Below are 19,572 nucleotides of genomic sequence, written 5' to 3' on the forward strand. Positions count from 1 at the left end.
GGCGGCCACCGGTCGGTCAGCCCTGGGGCGGCCAGGCGTCGGTCAGTCGGGCCTCAGTCGGGCGGGGCCCGTCGGTCAGCCCTGGGGCCGGTCAGACCCTGGGGCGGTCGGGCCTCGGTCGGGCGGGCGTCGGTCGGGCGGGCGTCGGTCGGTCGGGCGTCGGTCGGTCGGGCCCGGCGCCAGGTCCCGGCGCAGCGGCCAGCCGTCCTCGACCACGCAGCGGGCCAGGCGCAGGCGTCCGGTCTCGGTCAGGGGTGCATTACGGTGGGCCATGAGGGCCTTTCTGGTCGCCGGTGCAGATGTCGCAATCCACACCAGGCCAGAAGGCCCTCACCCATTTCAAGATTCCTCAGCCGAGACCTGCATCACCCGTCCACAACCTCCCTGGACAGAACAGCTAGGGCTCCCGCGCCAGGAACGCCGGTCGCAACGACGGGTCCACCGGGTCGTAGTACCGGTGGAACACGGGCGTGGCGGAGCCGGAGACCGGCGGGACGATCCAGCTCCAGTCGGCCGGGGTGGGCCTGCCGTGCCGGCTCTCCTGTGCGATGTGCCGCAGGAACCGCTCCGACTCCGTGTGATGGTCCGCCATCGTGACCCCCGCCCTCTGGAAGGAGTGCAGCACGGCCACGTTGAGCTCGACCAGCGCCCGGTCCCGCCACAGCGTCCGCTCCGAGGAGCGGTCCAGGCCGAGGCGGTCCGCCACCACCGGAAGGAGGTCGTAGCGCTCGGCGTCGGCGAGGTTCCGGGCACCTATCTCGGTTCCCATGTACCAGCCGTTGAACGGCGCCGCCGGATACCGCACCCCGCCGATCTCCAGGACCATGTCACTGATCGCCGGTACCGCGTACCAGCGCAGCCCCAGCTCGGCGAACCAGGAATGCTCCGGATGCCGCAGCGGCACCTCCTTCACGACGCCGTCCGGCAGCTCGTACCACTCCGGGCGGGTCCCGGGCCGCTCCCGCACCATCAACGGCAGCACCTGGAACGGCTCTTCGCTCCGTTTCCACCCCAGCTCGAGCGCGCCGGCGGTCATCGGCGCACTGCGCGGATCGCCGACCCAGCGGCCCGCCTCCGTACGGTGCCCGGCGTAGCGCACCAGCTGGTCGTTCACGATGCGCGGCCCCGGCCGGCCCGGCCGGTCCGGAGCGAACACCGAGATCACCGGCCGGATCCGCCCTCCGTTGCCGGCCAGCCGCAGATGCTCGAAGCACTCCTCGGCGATGTCGTCGGGCGCCGTGACGTGCCGCAGGTCCCGCACCACCAGACTGCGCCAGTAGAGCCTGCCGATGCACCGCGCGGCGTTGCGCCACGCCACGCGCGCCCCGAAGGCCAGCTCGGCGGGGGAATGCGTGTAGGTCCCGGTCCGATCGATCTCGGCCCCCACCTCACGCACCCGCCCCTCCGCGTCGCCCGCGTGCGGCTGCTCAAGGTGGAACTGGCGGACGAACCGCTCCGCCTCCTGCCGCAGCCACGCCGACGGGTCGGCGACGGCAGGCGGCGGAGGCACGGGCGCGGGCGGGGGCACATGCGCGTGCGCGTACGGGCAGGCGCCGCTCACGGGCACGGACTTACGGCGACGACTCAGACTGAAGACCAAGGTGTTTCCTCCCTGGCCCATGACTACCGTACGCATGCGCGCAGGCGTGGAGAGTAGTCGCTTTTCCGGTCTCGAAGCCCCGGTCCTGATAGAGTGCCCGGTTTGTGCCTCGAACGAGGTGATCTCCTCCGGCCGCCCTCAGTCGACCGGCTCGACCACGAACAGCGGAATCTCCCGCGCGGTCCTGTGCTGGTAGTCGGCGTAGTCGGGGAACGCCGCGACGGCCCGCTCCCACCACGCCCGCCGCTCCTCGCCGGTGACGATCCTGGCCCGCATGTCCCACACCTTCGGGCCGTCGCGCAGCTCGATCCGCGGACCCGCCACCAGGTTGTGGTACCAGACCGGGTGCTTCACCGCGCCGCCGTTCGACGCGACCAGCGCGTACGCCCCCTCGTGCTCGACCCGCATGAGCGGCGTCTTGCGGATCTTGCCGCTCTTCGCGCCGACGCTCGTCACGAGGACGACAGGCAGACCCCGGATGGTCGTCCCCTTCGTGCCGCCGGACGACTCGTACAACTCGACCTGGTCGCGCACCCACTTCGCCGGGCTCGGCTCGTACACACCTTCAAGTGCCATGACTGACCTCCCGTCGCAGGGCAACCGCAGAGCCCGGCGACGCTATTCCCTGATCCGCTCCGGGCCCCGAACCCGGCGCGATCCCGGTGGGTGCGTCCCAGCCACGGCCGCCTTCCCCCGTGGAGGGCGGCCGTCGGGCCGGATCAGTACCAGCCGGTGCAGCGGATGTTGCCCGTGGAGTCGTTCCAGGCACACGCCCGCATCGTGTAGCCGGCGTCGTTGTACGCCGGGGTGTGGGTGTCCGAACCGGTCTGCACGGTCGTCATACCCAACGGACCCTCCCAGGAGGAGCCGCCGTTGCTGGACCGGTCCACCCACACCTTGTCACCCGGGTCGGCGGAGGTGATCCGGCCCCAGGCGCAACGGCTGGAGGTGCTGTAGCGCAGCTCGATGCGGATGCCGTCCACGCTCGCCGTCCTCGGCGAGGTCGCGTTGCTGGTGCTGCACGCCAGGGTCGACGCCGGCCCGGGAGCCGGAGCGGCCTGGGCCGCCGTGGCGGCACCGCCGAAGCCGAGCAGCAGGGTGGCCGTCGACACCAGGACGCCGGTCCGCTTGCCGATCCTCATGAGTTCCCCCTGTGTGGTCGAAGGGTGGGACGTGACGCACGCCGTCGTGTGCGGCATGCGGTGAAGCACGACCACCTTCGCGCGGCGACCGTCCCCCGGGCGTCCACCACGGAGTGGAGAAACCGGGTAAACCCGTGCGGCAGCCCGCTCCGGCGCACACTGCACCTCTGGTATGACGATCTGCCGCCGGACGGGCACGTAGCATCGCGCGATGCGCATCAGGGCCCTCTGGGCGGTGTGGTTCCGCGGTGTGGATCCCCGGCTCGTCGACGCGACGGTGGCCGTGGGGCTCGTGGCGGCGACGGTGGCGATCGGCCACCAGTACCACCCGGCCGGGTGGCCGCCGTTCGACGCGCGCGCCGATCTGCTGAGCGCGTCGGTCGGCCTGCCGCTGGCCCTGCGCAGGGTCGCTCCGATCGGCGCGCTCGTCGCCTCCTGCCTGGCGTTCACCGGCTACCTGGCCGCCGGCTACCAGCCCTCGCTCAACTTCTGGGGGCCGGCGATCGCCCTGTACGGCGTCGCCGCCCAGCGGCCGCCCCGCACCGCGGCCGCTGCCGCCGCACTCGTCGCCGCGGTCGTCCTGCACAGCGGCCTGACCGCCCCCGAACTCGGCGTCGGCGTGGCCGTCATCCAGGCCCTTGCGGTGCCCTCCGTCATCTGGGTGTTCGGCAACAGCGCCCGCCTGCTCGCCCGGCGGAACCAGCAACTGGCACTCCTCACGTCCCAGCTGCGGCTGGCCCAGGAGGAACGGGCGAAGCGGGCGGTGGCCGAGGAACAGCGCCGCATCGCCCGCGAGCTCCACGACGTGGTCGCCCACCACATGTCGGTCATCAACGTGCAGGCGGGGATGGCCGGTTACGTCTTCCGGTCCGAGCCGGACACCGCCCGCGCGGCCCTGGACACGATCGCGCAGACCAGCCAGGAGGGCCTGCGGGAGCTGCGCCGCATCCTCTCCCTCCTCCGCACCGAGGCGCCCGGGGCGGGGGGAACACCGGACGGCGACGGAGAGGCAGGCGAGTGATACGCGCCGATGCCCGGCCTGGCCGGCCTCGCGGACATGACCGAGCGCGTCCGGGCGGCGGGCGTCCCCGTCGACCTGACGACGACGGGCACGCGCCGGCCCCTCCCGCCGGGCACCGAACTGTGCGTGTACCGGGTGGTGCAGGAAGCCCTGACGAACGTGCTCAAGCACGCCCACCCGGCCCGGGCCACGGTCCTCGTCGAGTACCGCCCCACCGAACTGCGGGTCACGGTGACGGACGACGGCCGGTCCGACCGTCAGGATCCGGCCAAGCTGCCGCCACGCTCAGGACACGGCTTGATCGGCATGCGTGAACGCGCCAGGCTCTACGGCGGAACAGTGGACGCCGGCCCTCGGGCCGAGGGGGGATTCCGCGTGTGCCTCGTACTTCCCGTCGCCAGCGAGGGCTCCGACCGGTGGGGAAGCCGGCCACCGGCATGATCAGAGTGCTCGTGGTGGACGACCAGGACCTGATCCGGGCCGGGCTCGTCGCGCTCCTCCGGGCGGCCCCGGGGATCGAGGTGGTCGGCGAGGCCGCCGACGGCGAGTCGGCGGTCGGCTGCGCGGCTCGCGTCAGACCCGACGTGATCCTGATGGACATCCGCATGCCCGGCATGGACGGCACCGTGGCCACCGAACGCATCCTCGCCGAAGCCGCCGCCGGCGACACGGACGCGCCACCGCCGCGGATCCTCGTTCTGACCACCTTCGACCTCGACGAGTACGTCTACGCCGCGCTGCGGGCGGGAGCCTCCGGCTTCCTCCTCAAGGACACCGGTCCGCAGCGCCTCATCGACGCGGTCTCGGCGGTGGCCCACGGCGACCTGCTCTTCGCCCCGAGCGTCACCCGACGCCTCATCGAGTCCTACGTGACCAACGCCGACCCCGCCCCGGACCCCGCGACCGACCTCGACGTCCTCACGGCCCGCGAGTGCGAGGTCCTGCGCCTGACCGCCCGGGGCCTGTCGAACACGGAGATCGCCGAGCAGCTCTACATCGGCGAGGCGACCGTGAAGACCCACCTCAACCGCACCATGAGCAAGCTCAACCTGGACAGCCGCGCCCAGGCCGTCGTCCTGGCCTACGAGACGGGCCTGGTCGTCCCGGGCGGCCCGGCCGCCTGAGCGAACGGGTGACCGGACACGGGGCCCACGTCAGTCGCCGAGGGCGGCGAGGGCGAGCCGCTGGGACGCCGGCGGGGCGCCGTTGCTCTCGGCGGACGCGGTCCCGACCGCGTACACCATGCGCCGCTCGAGGTCGGGGGAGGCGAAGACGCCGCTGCGGTAGCCGGGATCGGAACCCGTCTTGCCCCACACGACCGAACCGTCCGGCATCGGCACGTACATCAGCCCGACACCGAAACAGGCCGTCCCCTTCGCGGGGCCGGTGTTGCAGTTGCTCCCGCCCACGTAGGGCAGCGGTTTGCCCGTGGCGTCCTTGGGCACGGCGAACAGCTCCGCGGCCTGCGCCGGACGCAGCAGCCGTCCGTCGAAGAGCCCGGATATGAAGCGGTCCAGATCGCGCGTGGTGGAGGTCATGCTGGCAGGCAGCCCGCCCTGCACGTTGACGTCGACCAGAGTGCCGCTGCTTCGGGGCAGGTAGCCGGGCAGGGAGGGCCGGGGGACGGGTGTGCTGCGGTCCGGCACGGCGGCGCGGGTCTCACTCATGCGCAGCGGCTTCAGGATGCGTGTGGTCACCTCGTACTGGTAGGAGTGGCCGGTGATGTGCTCGATCAGCTTGCCGGCCACGCGGTAGCCGAAGGAGTTGTACTCCTGCCGCGTGCCGGGCGAGAAGTGCGGCCCGGGTGCGGGCCGGCCCGACGGGCGCAGGGTCCCCTCGATCACCTCGTCGAAGGTGACGTAGTCGAGACGCCGCTCGATGTCCTCGTCCCGGCTCGTCGCCGGCGCGCCCTCGAAGTCGTGGGGCAGACCACTGGTGTGGTCGAGCAACTGGCGTACGGTGACCGGCTCCTTGAACCGCTCTTCCGGCAGCAGTCCGGGCAGGTAGTGCTGCACGTCCCGATCGAGGTCCACGCGCCCCTCGGCGGACAGCTGCAGCAGGATCACGGCTTCCATGGGTTTGCTGATGCTGCCGATCCGGAAGTGCGCGCCGGGACGCACGCGTTTGCCGGAGACGACGTCTCCGGACGCCCCCCGCCAGCTCTCCTGGCCCTTGTGCACCTCGGCGACGACCGCGGCGGCTCCGTCGCCCGGCCGTATGGCGATGGCCTCACCCAGGGCCGTGCGGTTCAGACCGCCGTCCGTGGCGGGCGCGGGGGATGCGGCCTGCGCGGGAAGGGCGACGCCGCAGGCGAGGGCGGCGGTCACGATCAGGGCTGAGGAACGGCGCACGGGCGGACTCCACTCGAAGCGAACGGTGTTGATCACGTCCCTTCGAGTCTGTCGGCAGACCCGGCCCGCTTCGACAGGGATCACCCTGGCCGGCCCCTGATCCGCCCCTGACACGACATCAGGGGGCTTTCTCCGCACGAAGAGGAGCATCGAGCAGCCGATCCGGCGGCGTCATCCCTTCGGTGCCGCCGCCGTCGCCGAGGTCTCCCTCGCCGAGATCGCCGCGCGTGGGCCGGTCACGGCGATGAGGGCCGCCGCGGGGAGCAGGAGCACCCCCGTGAGGGTGAGGGAGGCCGTGATGCCCGTGAGGTCGGCGGTGACGGCGCCCAGAAGGGCGCCGAGGACCGTGACGTTGACCATCAGGGAGTTGAAGAGGCCCACGCCCCGGCCGCGGAGGTGGGCGGGGAGGTCGCCGAGGAGGGTGTGGGCGATCGGGACCTGGAAGAGGCCGGAGCCCAGACCGGAGAGCAGGCACCAGAGAAGGACGGGTGTGATGCCCACGGCGTCGTGCAGCGGCCCGGTCGGGGCGAGCAGTAGCAGGGAGGCGCCGAAGAGGGCGACCGACCAGCTCAGCAGTCTGCCGTCGGAGAGGCGGCGCACCAGCGGGGGACCGAGGAGCGCCCCGGCGACGGAGCCGGCGCCGAAGGCGGCCTGGGCCAGGCCGTAGTCGAACGGCGTCAGCCGGAAGACGTTCAGGAGCTGGGAGTTGAGGTTGGTGGTGAACAGGCCCAGGGCCAGCATCACCGGCACCAGTACCACGGCGAGGAAGCGCAGCGACGGCGTCGCGAGGACCCCGCTCAGGCCCGTGCGCAGCGCCCGCCAGTAGGGCTCCCGGTCACCCCCGGGCACCGGGACCTCGCGCAGGACCGCCATGCTGCCCAGCAGCAGGGCAGAGGCGACGAAGGTCGCCGCGTCGACGACGAACACCGCCGGGACGCTGCCGAGCGCGAGCAGCAACCCGCCCAGCGCCGGGCCGACCAGGTTCAGGGTGTGACTGGTCGACTGGAACAGGGCCACGGCCGTCGGGATGCCGTGCCCGCGCACGATCAACGGGATCGCGGTCAGCCGGGCGGTCTCGAAGAAGGCCTTCCCGATGCCGCTCAGCAGGATCAGGGCGAGCAGCGGCAGTGGTTCGTCCCGCACGGCGATCATCAGCAGGGCGAGCACCGCCCGCACCAGGTCGGAGGCGACCATCAGGACCCGGGCGGGCACGCGGTCGGCCAACGGGCCGACGAACACGCCCAGCATCCCGGACGGCAGCAGCTGGGCGACGACCACCAGGGACACGTACAGGACCGGGCGCTCGGTCTCCGTGGCGACCACGTAGATCAGGGTGATCTTCGTGACGGCGTCACCGAGGAAGGAAGCCACGACGGCCAGCCAATAGCGTATGTACGTAGGATCCTTGAGGAGTTCGAGCACCGGGGTGGCCTCCCGTTCCCTGGTCAGTGGACGCGCCCGCCGGAAGGAGTCCGCGCAAGCCCGGCCGCGCGATGGTAACCGCGGCCCGACGCGCGGACACGCCCATTTCCGGGGAGCACGCTCAGGCGGACCGGATCCGCTCCCCCAACGAGTGGATCTCCCCGAGCAGGGGATGCGAGGCATGCAGATACCGCTCGCAGGCCGTGAGCGCCCGCCGGAGCTCTTCCTCCGCCTCTCTCGGGCGGCCCAGGCCGTGCAGGGCGACGGCAGTGACGAGTTCCCGTTCGCCGCTGGTCCCGGGGGAGTGTTCGGGTGCCGTCCGGCGGGCCTCCGCCAGCGCCTCCTCGTGGCGGCCGAGCCCCGAGAGGCTGCGTGCCAGGAGAATGCGCAGACCGCGCTCCGACCGTCGTCCGGCCCGCGGCAGATTTCCCCGCGCGATCGCCGCGGCCTCCTCGTACCGGTGCTGCGCGCACAGGGCGTCCCCGAGGCAGAGGGCCGCCCACAGTTCGACCTCCCACGCCTCGGCCAGATGCCTCGTTCGCGCCAGCGACCGCAGGACGTCGCGGGCCTCGGCCTCCGCCTCGGGGGACCGGCCCAGATCGATCAGCACCCAGGCGCGGTGCAGCCGCGCGGACAGGAGCAGGTCGCGGTTCTGGCGGTACAGCGGCGCCATGTCCTCGATCAGGGCTTCCAACTCCGCCAGGACCTCGGGCCGGCGCCCATGGGCGATCGCCGCCGTGGTGGCGTAGAAGGTGGCGAGCCAGACGGTCGCCGGCCGTCGGTCCCGCCCCCGCCGTTGCCGTCGCTCCGCGACGAGTTCCCGCGCCCGCGCCTCCGCCTCCTCGAACCTGCCGTCGTCCATCAGGCCCTGGGCGGCACGGAGAGCCGCCCGGTGCCATGGTGCCGGGGCTCCGCTCGCCCATGCCCACCACGGGGCCGCACCACCCCGGGCCCCCCTGTCGAATGTCATGTTCGAAAGCGTACGTGCCCGTTCACGCAGGCCGGCGGCGGGAGGTTCGGGTCCGGGCGGGCCCTAGATGCCGGGACCGTAGCCGGGATCGGGCGCCTGCCGAGGGTGCCAGACCCCGAGCACCCCGCACAGGAACAGGGCGAGGGCCGCGAGGGTGGTGAGGGCGGCCACCCAGAGGCGACGGGTCCGTCGCAGCGTCAGGACCCAGGTGAGCAGACGAGGCCAGCCACGCGCTCCGGCGCGGGAGGGGAAGCAGGGAAGGAGCTGCCGTCAACTGGCGCGAGTGCCAGCACGGTTGACGAAAGGTATGGACCAATCTACGGTCTGCGTGAGCGTCGCACGCCATGCCCAGGGTCACCCCCACGTCCCAAGGAGCACGCATGCCCGGCCGTCCCCTCGCCAAGGTCCTCGGAACCGCCCTCGCCACCCTGCTCGCCGCCGCCGCTGTTCTCACCGCCCCCGCGGCCGCCTCCGCGCCGTCCGCCGACCCGGAGACCTGCGCTCTCAAGCCGAAGCCGGCCGGGAAGGTCCTCCAGGGCTACTGGGAGAACTGGGACGGTGCGGCGAACGGCGTCCACCCGCCCTTCGGCTGGGCGCCCATCGACGACCCGCGGTTCGCCGCCCATGGTTACAACGTCATCAACGCCGCTTTCCCCGTGATCCGTTCCGACGGGACGGTGCTGTGGGAGGACGGTATGGACAGCACCGTCCGCGTGGCCACCCCGGCCGAGATGTGCCGTGCGAAGGCCGCGGGGGCCACCCTCCTGATGTCCATCGGCGGAGCCGCCGCCGGGATCGACCTGAGCTCCCGCGCCGTCGCCGACCGGTTCGTCGAGACCGTCGTACCCCTCCTCAAGAAGTACAACTTCGACGGGATCGACATCGACATCGAGACCGGACTCGTCGGCAGCGGCAGCATCACTACCCTGTCCACCTCACAGGCCAACCTCGTCCACATCATCGACCAGGTGCTCGCGCGCATGCCCGCCGGCTTCGGCCTGACGATGGCACCCGAGACGGCGTACGTCACCGGCGGCAGCGTCGCCTACGGCTCGATCTGGGGCGCCTACCTGCCGATCGTCAAGAAGTACGCGGACAACGGGCGCCTGTGGTGGCTCAACATGCAGTACTACAACGGCAGCATGTACGGCTGCTCGGGCGACTCGTACTCCGCCGGCACCGTCGCCGGGTTCGTCGCCCAGACCGACTGCCTCAACCGCGGCCTCGTCATCCAGGGCACGACCGTCCGCGTGCCGTACGACAAGCAGGTCCCCGGCCTGCCCGCCCAGCCGGGTGCGGGCGGCGGCTACATGACACCGTCAGCGGTGGCCCAGGCATGGAGGCACTACAACGGAGCGCTCAAGGGCCTGATGACCTGGTCCGCCAACTGGGACGGGTCGAAGGGCTGGACCTTCGGCGACAACGTCAAGACCCTCCAAGGCCGCTAGCGACCGCACATCCCCGGTCGCCCCTCCTCGTCCCGTGCGGGCTGTTGTCAGTGGCGGCCGGCAGAGTGGAACCTCCACGGCGGCAACGAAGCGGAAGGGGCTGGGGGAGTTGGGTGACTACGTCGAGCGGGTGGTCGACCTCGGGGTCGCACTCGAGGACGCCGCGGCACTGGGGGACCAGGTGGTCGACTGGCTCGTCGCGAAGGGCGTCGTGACCCGGGAGACGGAGGCCTCGGGCGTGTACAGCGTGCACGTGGTCGAGGGGTACCGCCCCGGCCCCCATTGGGGACGAGCCGTGCACGACGGCGGCTGGGAGCCGGGCCCGCTCGCCGTCGTCACCGGTCGCCACCACCACGTCGGCGGACAGGGAGAGGACGACGCGGAGTACGCGACCTGCCCCCACTGTCACATACGCACCACGTTCATCGACTACCCCGCCTCGTTCGAACCGGACGAGGAGGCGTGGGCCCCGTTCCGGGCCGCCGTCGAAGCCTGGGAGGAAACCGGGACGGGCCGCGTCACCTGCCCCGCCTGTGCCGCCGTCCTACCCGTCACCGACTGGCAGTGGCCCGACGAGTACGCCCTGGGAGCGCTCACGTTCGAGTTCTGGGGCTGGCCGCCGCTGTCCGACGACTTCGTCGCCGAGCTCACCGGCCGTCTGGGGCACCGTACGGCCCGGCACCTGGCCAAGTTCTGAGCAGCCCGGGAGCCGTTCCCGTGCCCCGCACCGGGAGCAGGTGCGGGGCACGGGACCGGCGGCCGGAGACCCGTCAGGAGGCCGGGACCTCGTCGACGAAGGCCGTGCCGGCGCTCCGGTAGGCGGCGACCTTCGCCGCCACCTGGGCCGGGGTGAGCACCTGGTCCTTGACGTGGAGGACGTAATCGACCTGCTGGTCGTAGGCGCGCGGGGACGTCGAGGTCTGGCCGTTGAGGTCGATGAGCCACTGGTTGAAGTTGATCGACATGGGTCGCTCGGGCAGGTACGCGGAGCCGTGCGTCCCGAAGAGTCGGCCGTCGACGTAGTAGGTGATCACGCTGTTGTCGATGGTCACCACCAGGTCGTGCCAGCCGGCGAAGCTCTGCCGGCTCTCGCTGTGCTGGTTGACGGCCTGCCAGGGGTCCGGGTTGTAGGTCTCCCACGAGGTCGTGTAGAGAATGGCGGCCGGCTCGCCCCAACCTCCGTTGGGCAGGTACTCGAAGTCGTACTCGGCGTAGTCGTCGGCCATGGGGGCCTTCAGGTCGTTGATGGTGAAGAAGGTCTGGACGACGTGGTCGCCGTCGGGTCCGTACTTCGGGGCGTCGGAGAACCTCACCCGGGCCGCGTACGTGCCGTTCTTGAACTTCGTCGCCTTGGTGAGGACTTCGGTGTGGCGCGTCGACTCGCCGGTCCCGGCGGTGGAGGTCTCCAGGTTCATCACGGTGCCGCCGCCCTGGGCGGAGAAGGTGACCTTCGACGGGTCCCACGTGGCTCCGGGCACCCCGGGACCACCGGAGTTCGCGCGCACGCTCCAGCCGTGGGCCGCGAGCGCGGGATCGGCGGACGAGCCGTACGAGAAGTCGTCGAACAGGGTCCGGCCGCCGCCCGGCGGGTCCGTCGGGTCCGTGGGCGGGTCGGTCGGCTCGGTAGGGTCGTTGCCCTCGGGCGCGACGCCCCAGACGGTCGTCCCGTCCACCTGGGCCGTCACCTTGGTCCAGTCGGCGTACGAGGTCTGGCCGCCGCCGAAGGAGTAGTCGTCGCTCTGGTTCAGGGGCTGCCACGTCGACTGGTAGAAGCGCAGCTGCATGTCACCCGTGTCCGCGCCCGGCGCCAGGGAGCCCGCCGCCGCGGTGAAACCGATCTCCAGATAGCGATCGGCCGTCGCGGTCGGCTTGCCGAGCGTGCCGAAGGTGCCGGTGACGGCGGAGCACCCCTTGACCGCCCAGGAGCAGGCGAATCGGTACGTGGCGCCGGGGGAGTCGGCCTTGAAGTAGTACCGGATCCTGACCTGGCTCAGCTGGACGGAGGAGGAGCCGGTGTTGCGGACCTTGAACCAGGGCTCGCTCTGGTCGGCGGTGCTGCCGCCGGCACTGGTGCGGTACTGCACGGCGAGCCCCTCGCCGGCCGCCGAGGCGGTGGTCACGGGAAGGGTGGCCAGTGCCGCGCTGCCCAGGAGAGCGGTGAGGGCGAGGGCCGCGCGCGAGCGACGGCCGAGGGGGCGAGCGGTGGGACGCGTACTCATCCGTGGGTTCCTTTCGGTGCTCCCGCTTCCTGCGGGAGAGCGGAGGGGGGTGGTGCACGGCGGATCGCAGCGGAGGTCGGTCAGGTCGGTGGGCCGGTGGGGCCGGTGGGGCCGGGGGAGGGAGGCGGTCATGCGGGCGCCTGCGCCGTCGTCTTCGGCAGGCGCGGGGGCGTCGCGTGCGGAACACCGAGTGCGTCCAGCCGCGCCGTGTGCCCGCCGAGGCGGGCACGGAAGTCCGTCCAGTCGGCCGCCGGGTTCCACACCCTCTCGGCCAGCGCGCACAGCCGGGGAAAGCTCAGGTACTCGATGTGCTCCGGCGTCGTGACGAACTCCGTCCACAACTGCCCCTGCGCGCCGAGCACCCGGGCCGCGAGCTCGGGCTCCGAGGGCGGAGGCGTGAGGTCGAGGGCGTGCACGGTCCGCAGACCGGTCACCCGGCCCGGCTGCGCGGGCGGCTCCAGCGGGCCGTCACCGCGGGCGTAGTCCAGGTACGTCGTGCGGTGGTCGGCGTACACGACCTCGTGGCCACGACGCGCCGCCGCCCAGGCGTGCTCCGGTTCGCGCCAGCTCATCACCGCGCACTCGGGCGGGAGTGTCGTGCCGGTCTCCGCCCAGGCCACGGGCCGCCGCCCGGCCCGGACCAGATGGCCGGCGACGCGCCCCAGGAACCAGCCGTGCAGGTCCCGCGGGCCGGACAGGTGCTCGCGGGCCGCGCGGGCGAGCGCGGCCGGGCTGTGCTCCCACTCCGTCGTGGGGCACTCGTCGCCCCCGATGTGGACGTACGGGGAGGGAAAGACGTCCATCACCTCGTCCAGGACCGTACGGAAGAAGTCCAGGACGTGCTCGCCGACGCCCAGCACGTTCGGGCACACGCCCCACCGCGTCCAGACGTCGAGTCGCCGCTCGGGCCGGTTGCCCAGCTCGGGGTGGGCGGCGAGCGCGGCGCGCACATGGCCGGGCACACCGATCTCCGGCACCACCGTGACGCCCCGCCCGGCCGCGTAGGCCACGAGCTCCGTCAACTCGGCCCGCGTGTACGCCCCGGCGTGCGGCCGGCCGTCGAAGCGCTCGCTCCCCGCGGGGCCGACCGGCGACTCGGCCCGCCGACCGCCGACCTCGGTGAGCCGGGGGTACGCCGCCACCGGCATCCGCCAGCCCTGGTCGTCGGTCAGGTGCAGTTGCAGCACGTTGAGCTTGTGCAGCGCGAGGAGGTCCACGTAGCGGCGCAGGTACGACACCGGCTGGAAGTGCCGGGCCACGTCGAGCATCGCGCCCCGCCACGCGTGCCGCGGCACGTCCGTGATCTCCACCCCGGGCAGGTCGAGGCCGGCCGGGCTGCCGGTCCTCGGCCGATCTGCCGACAGGGCGTCGTACGGGAGGAGCTGACGCACCGTCTGCACGCCACGCAGCAGGCCGACGGGACGGGCCGCGCGCAGCAGCACGCCCTGGGGGCCGACGGTCAGCCCGTACCCCTCCTGGCCGAGGCCGGTGAGCGAGGGGTCGACGGCCAGGACGAACGCCCCGTCCGGTGCGTGCTCCAGGCGCCGTCCCAGGGCCGGCTCCAGACAGCCGCGCAGCAGTTCGGCGGCGGGCTCGGCGCCGGGAGTGACACGGAGCCGGGTGGCGGCGTCGAGGCGGAAGCGACCGGGGCGCACGGAGAGCCTGCGGGGGCGGGGTACGAGGGCGTGTTCGGGGCGTGGAGGTTCCACGGGGCGTGTCTCCGGTGATGTGTCGGGACGGCGGGAGGTGACGGTGGGCGGGGCGGCGGGGCCGGGAGTCAGCCCTTGACCCCTCCGGACGCGAGCCCCGAGGTCACGTGCCGCTGCAGCGCGAGGAAGACGACGAGGGCGGGGAGGGCGAAGAGGGTGGAGGCGGCCATGGTCGCGCCCCAGTCGGTGCCGAAGGTCGACTGGAAGGAGGAGAGCCACACCGGCAGGGTCCGGCTGTCCTGCTGCTTGATGATCAGGAAGTTGGCGTAGGTGAACTCGTTCCAGGCGGTGATGAACCCGAACAGGGAGGTCGCCATGAGGCCGGGCGCGAGCAGGGGGAACGCGACCCGCCGGAAGGCGCCGACGCGCGTGCAGCCGTCGACCTGCGCCGCCTCCTCCAGTTCGGGCGGGATGCCGGCGATGAAGCCGCGGAGCACCACCACGGTGAAGGGCAGAGTGATCATGAAGTAGACCAGGGTGAGGGTGGGCAGCCGGTCGAGCATCCCGGTGTCCCGGGAGATGATGTAGACGGGGATGACCAGCGACTCCCACGGGGCCATCTGGGCGAGGAAGACCGCCAGCATGAACTGCCGTCGGCCCCGCCAGCGCAGCCGGGCCACCGCGTAGGCGGCGCCGAGGGCCACCACGAGCGCCAGCAGGACCGCGCCGAGCGTCACCAGGGCGCTGTTGCGCCAGAACAGGGCGAATCCGTCCGCCCCGACGGCCCGCCGGAAGTGGTCGAGGGTCCATTCCCGCGGGATCAGGCGCGGCTCGTACGACTGGATGTCGCGCGACGGCCGGAACGCGGTCGCCACCATCCAGTAGACGGGGAAGAGGCAGACCACCACGGTCAGGCCGGCCGCCGCGCGCAGGGGCAGCCGGCGCAGTGCGGGGCTCACAGGTTTTCCCCTTCCTGACGGAACAACTGGCGGAAGTAGAGGACGAGGACCCCGCTCATCAGCAGCACCGTGAGCATCGAGGCCGCGGAGCCGAGGTCGTAGCGCTGCCGGGCGAGGGCGGTCTGCACGGCGTACACCGGCAGGATGGTCGTCGCGTCGCCGGGCCCGCCGCGGGTCATCACCCAGATCTGGACGAAGGCCTTGAAGGTCCAGATGACCTCCAGGGAGAGAACGAGCATGAAGATCGGCCGCATCAGCGGGAAGGTCACCGAGCGGAAGATCCGCACACCGCCGGCACCGTCCATCCGTGCGGACTCGTAGAGCTCCACCGGTACGGTCGTCAGCGCCGAGTACAGCGTGATCGCCGCGAAGGGCACCGACTGCCAGACGACGAGCACCACGACGATGGCGAACGAGGCGCCGCCGTGGGCGAACCAGGGGTAGCCCTCGAAGGAGCTGAGACCGAGGCCGGTGAGCGCTTCGTTGACGATGCCGAACTCCGAGTGGAAGAGCCACTGGAAGACGGTGGTGGCGGCCACCACCGGCACCGCCCACACCAGGACCAACGAGCTGAGGACGGCGGTCCTGCCGAGGCGGCCCAGCCGTTCGATCATCAGGGCGACCAGCGTGGACAGGACCATGATGACGAGCACGTTGACGCCCATGAAGGCGAAGGTGCGGCGGACGACCTCCCAGAACCGGGGGTCCGACAGCAGCGTCTCGTAGTTCCGCAGGCCCACGAACTCGGTGTCACCCAGAATTAGTTGACGGAGCCGGAAGTCCTGGAAGGAGATCAGGACGGCGCGGGCGAGCGGATAGAGCAGCAGGTACAGCATGCCGACGACGGCCGGGGCGATCAGGAGGTAGGCCCAGGGGGAGCCCGGGCCGCCCGCGCGGTGCGCGGTGCGGCGGGCCATGCTCAGGAACCGCTGTTCAGCGTCGTGGTGACGGCCTGTGCCGCCTTGGCGGCCTCGGTGCGCGCGTCGCCGCCCGTGAGCACGGCCGTCATGTAGTCCTTGATCGGGTTCTTGGCCTCGACCGCCGCCCACTGCGGGGTGTTCGGCGTCGCGTGCCCGTGGGCGGCGCCGACCGCCATCGCGGCGGCACCGGGATCGGCGGAGACGGCGGCGGCCAGGGTCGTGCGGTTGGGCACGTAGCTCATCGCCGTCGCGAGTCTGGTCTGCCAGGTGTCGCCGGTGAGGTCCTTGATGAAGGCGTAGGCCTCCTTCTGGTGCTCGGCCGCGGCCGGCACGACCAGGTCGGAGCCGCCGGTGAAGACGGCGCCCGGTGTGTCCGCGGTCTTCCCGGGGATCGGGAAGAAGCCCAGCTTCCCCTTCAGGGCCGGGTTGTTCTGGACGATCACGTTGGCGCCGCCGGGAGCGGAGATGATCTGTGCGATCTGCCCCTTGGCCATCACCTCGGCCTGCGGCGGCTGGGCCTCGTCGGAGTCCTTCGGACCCCTGCCCAGGGACTGGAGCCGCTGGTAGAAGGCCATGGCGCGCAGGGCTTCCGGGCTGTCGAGCCCGCCCTTCCAGTGGCCGTCCGTGCGGACCGCGAGGTTACCGCCCTCGTCCCAGATGAACCCGGACAGGGCGTACCAGTTCTGTCCGGGCAGGTAGATGCCCTGCGTGCCGGCCCTGTTGAGCTTCTCCGTCGCGGCGATCCACTGCTCCCGCGTCGTGATGCGCCGGGCGTCGACACCTGCCGCGCGGAACAGGTCGGTGCGGTAGACGACGACGCGGTTGGCCGCGTAGTAGGGGATGCCGTACTGCTTCCCTTCGTACGCGCCCGGCTCGGCGAGGCCCTTGAGCCAGGTGTCGCCGCCGAGTTCGGCGACCTTGTCCGTGAAGTCGGTGAGACCGCCGCTCTGGGCGTACTGGGCGACCTGGGTGTTGCCCACCTCGATGACGTCGGGGGCGTCGTTCCCCGCGAGGGCGGCGGTGACCTTCTCCCCGATGCCGTCCCACTCCTGGATCTGGATCTTCAGGTCGACCTCCGGATGGTCCTTCTCGAACCCGGCCTCGAACTCCTTCTGGAAGGCCGCCGAGACGCTGTCGCGCATCAGCCAGACGTCGAGGGTGGTCCTCCCGCCCGAGGCGCCGCCCGACGCGCCGTCGGTCGTGGTGCCGGGGGAGGAGCAGGCGACGAGCCCGGCGCTCAGGAGCAGGGCGCCGAGCAGGGCGGGGGAGCGGTGCTTCACGGTTCACCTCGAGAAGTTGACCAGTTGACCACTGGTTGCTTACCAGTTGTCGCGGGGATGAAGGTGGCATAGACCAATGGGGTCGTCAAGTCCCTTGGTTCAAGCCGGATTTAGGCCGAGCTCGGCCGCTCCTGGCTGGACCAGGAGTGGTGATCGCGGGCTCTAGTCCCTTGACCAGGTGACCAGTTAGGATGACCAGTGCCCGTTCCGGGAGCTGGACCGACGACGAACGAACGAGGACCCGAATGGAGATCGACGCCGCCGCCTCCGGTGCGATGCTCAAGCGCGAGCGCGTCCGCGACGCCATCCTCGAACTCGTCGAGGCCCGGCGCCCGGGCGACGCGATCCCGTCCGAGCGCTCCCTGTGCGCGGAACTCGGCGTGTCGCGCCCCACCCTGCGTGCCGCGGTCGACGAACTCGTGGTCGCGGGACTACTGGTGCGCGAGCACGGCCGGGGCATGTTCGTCGCCGAGGAGAAGATCACCCAGGAGCTGATCTCCGACCGTCACGCCTTCAGCCTTCCCCAGGCCGGCGGGGTGTGGACCAGCAGACTCCTGGAGTTCCGCACCCTGCCCGCCGGCGCCCGTGTGGGCCGCAAGCTGCGCGTCTCGCCGGCTGCCGAGATCCGTTACGTGGCCCGGCTCCGGCTCGTCGACGGCTCCCCGATGGCCATCGAGCACCTCCACGTCCCGGCGGACCTGGTCCCCGACCTGACCAGTGAGGAACTGGAGCAGGGCGACCTCTACGAGCACCTGCGCGACCGGCACGGCGTGCACGTGAGCGAAGGGGTGCAGTCGATCGAGCCCACCGTCGTCACCCGCGCCGAGGCCGAGCTGCTCGATGTGCCCGAACTCTCCCCGGCGCTCCTCTTCGAACGCCTCACCACCGACACCGACCACCGCCCGGTGGAATACGTCCACTCCCTCTACCGGGGCGACCGCTACCGCATCGTCTCCCGCCTGGCCCTGGGCCCCGGCACCCCCACGCCGCCGCCGACCACGGGCCACCACCCCGGCATCCCCCCCGGCGACTTCACCGGCGGAGACCCGGTCCCGTTCTCCACCCGCGGGGTCGTCCAGCACGGTCTGTGACAGGCGGCCTCCCGAAGACGGCCGGTCCGGCGCATCCCGCCGCCGCGACGCGCGCCGACGCCCCCCGCCCGCCGGTGAGCCGCGACGGGTACGGGACGGACCACGGGGTTACGGTCGACGTCATGATCGATGACGGCGATGGCGACGGTGAGGCGGCGACGGCGGCATCCGGAGCGAGAGCGGCGGCGGGAGCCGGAGCCCGAGCGGCGGAGACAGCGGCGGAGGACGACTCCGCCCGCCGGGGCGGGAAGGGCTGGCTCCACTGCCTCCTCGCCGGAGCCGTCTTCGTCGTCTGCATGGCCGGCACGACGCTCCCGACCCCGCTCTACCCGCTCTACCAGGAGAAGTTCGGCTTCTCCGAGCTCACGGTCACCGTCGTGTACGCGGTGTACGCCTTCGGGGTCATCGGCGTCCTGCTGCTCGCCGGCAACGCGTCCGACACCATCGGCAGACGCCCCGCCCTGCTCTGGGGCCTCGGCTTCGCCGCCGCGAGCGCCGTCTGCTTCCTGAGCGCCTCCGCCCTCGGCTGGCTGTACGCGGGCCGGCTCTTCTCCGGCCTCTCGGCCGGGCTGTTCACCGGCGCGGCGACCGCGTACGTCATGGAACTGGCCCCGCCCGGCGGCGCCTCACGCGCGACCTTCGTCGCGACCGCCGCGAACATGGGCGGCCTCGGCTGCGGCCCGCTCCTCGCGGGCCTCCTCGCCGAGTACGCGGCCGAACCGCTGCTCCTGCCGTTCGCCGTCCACCTCGCCCTGGTGGCCGTGTCCGCGCTCGTCCTCCTGCGGCTCCCCGAGACGGTACGGGAGCCGCGATCCCTCACCGCCGTACGCCCCCAGCGCCCGGCCCTGCCCCCGCAGGTCAGAGCGGTGTTCGTGCCGGCCGCGATCGCGTCCTTCGTGGGATTCGCCCTCTTCGGCGTGTTCACCTCCGTCAGCCCCGCCTTCCTCGCCCGCTACCTCGACGTCGACAACCACGCCGTGTCCGGCCTGGTCGTCGCGCTCGCCTTCTTCGCCTCCACCGCGGGACAGCTCGCCGTCACCCGCGTCGGAGTCGCCCGCTCCCTTCCCCTGGGCTGCGCCGTCCTCTTCGCCGGCCTGCTGCTCCTCGCCGGGGCGCTGTACGCCGACCTGCTGGTCCTCGTCGTCCTCGCCGCCCTCGTCGGCGGAACCGGCCAGGGCCTCGCCTTCCGCGCCGCCCTCTCCGCCGTCGCGCAGGCCGCCCCGGCCGACCACCGCGCCGCGGTCATCTCCACCCTGTTCGTCGTCGCCTACACCGGTATCTCCGTCCCGGTCATCGGCGTCGGTCTCCTCGCCGACCCGCTCGGCCTGGAAGGCGCCGGCCTCGTCTTCATCGCCACGATGCTGCTCCTGATCGTCCCGGCGGCCGGATACCTGCTGCGCCGCCCGGTGCGCCAGGACTGACCCGCCCGCGCCCGCCCGCCCGCGCCCGCGCCCGCCCGCGCCCGCCCGCCCGGGCCCGCGCCCGCCCGCGCCCGCCCGC

General features: G+C 72.2%; 18 protein-coding genes. 7 read left to right on the plus strand and 11 right to left on the minus strand.

Annotated elements, in window-relative coordinates; translation table 11 throughout:
• Nucleotides 1–397 precede the first annotated feature (397 nt).
• The 3 genes from AB0M16_RS19655 to AB0M16_RS19665 form a co-directional block, all read right to left on the minus strand.
• Complete coding sequence (locus AB0M16_RS19655; RefSeq protein WP_365344482.1) at nucleotides 398–1,600, minus strand: nitric oxide synthase oxygenase; 1,203 nt, start codon at nucleotides 1,598–1,600, stop codon at nucleotides 398–400.
• 138 nt (nucleotides 1,601–1,738) lie between these two features.
• Nucleotides 1,739–2,176, minus strand: a complete 438-nt coding sequence (locus AB0M16_RS19660) for a nitroreductase family deazaflavin-dependent oxidoreductase (protein WP_365344485.1) — start codon at nucleotides 2,174–2,176, stop codon at nucleotides 1,739–1,741.
• A 143-nt stretch (nucleotides 2,177–2,319) separates the two neighbouring features.
• Nucleotides 2,320–2,742 carry a DUF2690 domain-containing protein gene (locus AB0M16_RS19665; protein ID WP_365344487.1) on the minus strand — a complete coding sequence of 141 codons (423 nt, stop codon included), beginning with the start codon at nucleotides 2,740–2,742 and terminating at the stop codon, nucleotides 2,320–2,322.
• Nucleotides 2,743–2,953: 211 nt separating this feature from the next.
• Between AB0M16_RS19665 and AB0M16_RS19670 the strand changes: the two genes are divergently transcribed.
• The 3 genes from AB0M16_RS19670 to AB0M16_RS19680 are packed head-to-tail and all read left to right on the plus strand — an operon-like array spanning nucleotide 2,954 to nucleotide 4,887.
• Complete coding sequence (locus AB0M16_RS19670) at nucleotides 2,954–3,763, plus strand: histidine kinase dimerization/phosphoacceptor domain-containing protein (RefSeq protein ID WP_365344489.1); 810 nt, start codon at nucleotides 2,954–2,956, stop codon at nucleotides 3,761–3,763.
• A gap of 9 nt (nucleotides 3,764–3,772) precedes the next feature.
• Complete coding sequence (locus AB0M16_RS19675) at nucleotides 3,773–4,204, plus strand: ATP-binding protein (RefSeq protein WP_365344491.1); 432 nt, start codon at nucleotides 3,773–3,775, stop codon at nucleotides 4,202–4,204.
• Nucleotides 4,201–4,887: a response regulator transcription factor gene (locus AB0M16_RS19680; protein ID WP_365344493.1), complete on the plus strand. Its 687-nt coding sequence runs from the start codon at nucleotides 4,201–4,203 to the stop codon at nucleotides 4,885–4,887. The genes AB0M16_RS19675 and AB0M16_RS19680 overlap by 4 nt, the downstream gene beginning before the upstream one ends.
• A gap of 30 nt (nucleotides 4,888–4,917) precedes the next feature.
• Here the strand turns inward: AB0M16_RS19680 and AB0M16_RS19685 are convergent, their stop codons facing one another.
• The 3 genes from AB0M16_RS19685 to AB0M16_RS19695 form a co-directional block, all read right to left on the minus strand.
• Complete coding sequence (locus AB0M16_RS19685) at nucleotides 4,918–6,114, minus strand: serine hydrolase domain-containing protein (RefSeq protein ID WP_365344495.1); 1,197 nt, start codon at nucleotides 6,112–6,114, stop codon at nucleotides 4,918–4,920.
• A gap of 171 nt (nucleotides 6,115–6,285) precedes the next feature.
• The gene (locus AB0M16_RS19690; protein WP_365344497.1) at nucleotides 6,286–7,719 is read right to left on the minus strand and encodes an MFS transporter; all 1,434 of its coding nucleotides are present in this window, start codon (nucleotides 7,717–7,719) and stop codon (nucleotides 6,286–6,288) included.
• On the minus strand, nucleotides 7,658–8,506 hold the full coding sequence (locus tag AB0M16_RS19695; RefSeq protein WP_365344499.1) for a tetratricopeptide repeat protein: 849 nt from the start codon (nucleotides 8,504–8,506) through the stop codon (nucleotides 7,658–7,660). Before AB0M16_RS19695 ends, AB0M16_RS19690 begins: the two co-directional genes overlap by 62 nt.
• A 380-nt stretch (nucleotides 8,507–8,886) precedes the next feature.
• On the opposite strand from AB0M16_RS19695, the gene AB0M16_RS19700 reads away from it, so the two are divergent.
• Nucleotides 8,887–9,954 (plus strand): chitinase, encoded by a 1,068-nt coding sequence (locus AB0M16_RS19700; protein ID WP_365344501.1) that lies wholly within the window; start codon nucleotides 8,887–8,889, stop codon nucleotides 9,952–9,954.
• Between the two features lie 109 nt (nucleotides 9,955–10,063).
• Entirely contained in the window at nucleotides 10,064–10,651 is a 588-nt protein-coding gene (locus tag AB0M16_RS19705; RefSeq protein ID WP_365344503.1) for a hypothetical protein, read from the plus strand.
• A 73-nt stretch (nucleotides 10,652–10,724) separates the two neighbouring features.
• On the opposite strand, the gene AB0M16_RS19710 is transcribed toward AB0M16_RS19705, so the two are convergent.
• The 5 genes from AB0M16_RS19710 to AB0M16_RS19730 all read right to left on the minus strand — a co-directional run bounded on the left by AB0M16_RS19710 (nucleotide 10,725) and on the right by AB0M16_RS19730 (nucleotide 16,981).
• The gene (locus AB0M16_RS19710; protein ID WP_365344505.1) at nucleotides 10,725–12,173 is read right to left on the minus strand and encodes a cellulose binding domain-containing protein; all 1,449 of its coding nucleotides are present in this window, start codon (nucleotides 12,171–12,173) and stop codon (nucleotides 10,725–10,727) included.
• 128 nt (nucleotides 12,174–12,301) lie between these two features.
• On the minus strand, nucleotides 12,302–13,882 hold the full coding sequence (locus AB0M16_RS19715) for a beta-N-acetylhexosaminidase (RefSeq protein WP_365344507.1): 1,581 nt from the start codon (nucleotides 13,880–13,882) through the stop codon (nucleotides 12,302–12,304).
• A gap of 68 nt (nucleotides 13,883–13,950) precedes the next feature.
• Complete coding sequence (locus AB0M16_RS19720) at nucleotides 13,951–14,781, minus strand: carbohydrate ABC transporter permease (protein WP_365344509.1); 831 nt, start codon at nucleotides 14,779–14,781, stop codon at nucleotides 13,951–13,953.
• Complete coding sequence (locus AB0M16_RS19725; protein WP_365344511.1) at nucleotides 14,778–15,698, minus strand: sugar ABC transporter permease; 921 nt, start codon at nucleotides 15,696–15,698, stop codon at nucleotides 14,778–14,780. The genes AB0M16_RS19720 and AB0M16_RS19725 overlap by 4 nt, the downstream gene beginning before the upstream one ends.
• A gap of 2 nt (nucleotides 15,699–15,700) precedes the next feature.
• Nucleotides 15,701–16,981, minus strand: a complete 1,281-nt coding sequence (locus tag AB0M16_RS19730; RefSeq protein WP_365344513.1) for an extracellular solute-binding protein — start codon at nucleotides 16,979–16,981, stop codon at nucleotides 15,701–15,703.
• Between the two features lie 245 nt (nucleotides 16,982–17,226).
• Here AB0M16_RS19730 and AB0M16_RS19735 point away from each other — a divergent pair, with 245 nt between their 5' ends.
• Nucleotides 17,227–18,072, plus strand: a complete 846-nt coding sequence (locus AB0M16_RS19735) for a GntR family transcriptional regulator (protein WP_365344516.1) — start codon at nucleotides 17,227–17,229, stop codon at nucleotides 18,070–18,072.
• Nucleotides 18,073–18,194: 122 nt separating this feature from the next.
• On the plus strand, nucleotides 18,195–19,493 hold the full coding sequence (locus AB0M16_RS19740; RefSeq protein ID WP_365344518.1) for an MFS transporter: 1,299 nt from the start codon (nucleotides 18,195–18,197) through the stop codon (nucleotides 19,491–19,493).
• Nucleotides 19,494–19,572: the final 79 nt, after the last annotated feature.

The organism is Streptomyces sp. NPDC051921 (genome assembly GCF_040680975.1).
Lineage (GTDB): Bacteria > Actinomycetota > Actinomycetes > Streptomycetales > Streptomycetaceae > Streptomyces.